Origin of the sequence: Rhodococcus zopfii NBRC 100606 = JCM 9919 (assembly GCF_001895025.1) — a bacterium.
In the GTDB taxonomy this organism is placed as follows: Bacteria; Actinomycetota; Actinomycetes; order Mycobacteriales; family Mycobacteriaceae; genus Rhodococcus; species Rhodococcus zopfii.
On the sequence record NZ_BCXI01000141.1, the window covers coordinates 1 to 787 of the forward strand.

Sequence of the window (787 nt, forward strand, 5' to 3'; positions counted from 1 at the left end):
TAGCGCGGTTCACAAACATGGGAGAATTATGACGAATTCAAATCGGAACAAGGATAGCATTGAAGACCACAATGGTTCCGGACTTCTTTTTCGAGAGTACTCCACTGTCTTCGACTCATGGAATCTCCGGTTCGTCAGATCGATCTTGGGCGGCATCATCGCTCGGCAAGATCGGGGCGGATTGAGGATTTTTCAGTTTGATTTTCACGAGAACGAGGACGCTCTCATTGTCGGAGTCGAACATTACGGCAATGAGAGCGTCCCCCATGTTCGCGTGGCCACAAGGCTTACGTTATCGCGCCTCCGGTCGATGGCGGAGTCCGATGAACCCGACTCGGCTGCCGCAATCTATCTTGACGACATCGTTGATCCGTCCATTCCACCCGGATCTGAGCCCGTAGACGGCGTACATCTCGTCGTGAGACCACCTGGCGCCTAGATTCCGTCGACCTTATTCATCAGTGCCATGTCAACCCACGAATCGCACATCGTGGTGTTTGCGAGTGGGGTATTTCCACCACCGCAGTATGCGGTCACGACCCCGACAGGATTCACCGTCCCCGGCGCCAGCTTGTAGTCCGTGTACGGACTGGGGTCGTAGATCGCATGCGCGATCCGATACTGCTTCTCCTCACAGCTCTTCCCGGTCCATCCGAGCGTGCACTCAAGTTCCATCGCACGGCCCCAAAAGTCTGTACCAGGAAGAGTTACATCGGACCGCGGGCCGAAGAATCTGGACTCCAACAGCATCTCAATTGTGTCGACGTACTTGATCCCGTGCTTCCAT

The 787-nt window shown here is 54.9% G+C and carries 1 protein-coding gene and 1 pseudogene; one reads left to right on the forward strand and one right to left on the reverse strand.

Going from position 1 to position 787, the window contains the following annotated elements:
- Positions 1–439: hypothetical protein (locus RZ1_RS31070; protein ID WP_218020509.1), on the forward strand; the 439-nt coding region annotated here is incomplete at its 5' end.
- Here the strand turns inward: RZ1_RS31070 and RZ1_RS31075 are convergent.
- Positions 436–787 (reverse strand): annotated as a pseudogene (locus tag RZ1_RS31075) (LGFP repeat-containing protein); the annotation flags it as partial. The gene RZ1_RS31070 and the pseudogene RZ1_RS31075 sit on opposite strands and share 4 nt — an antisense overlap.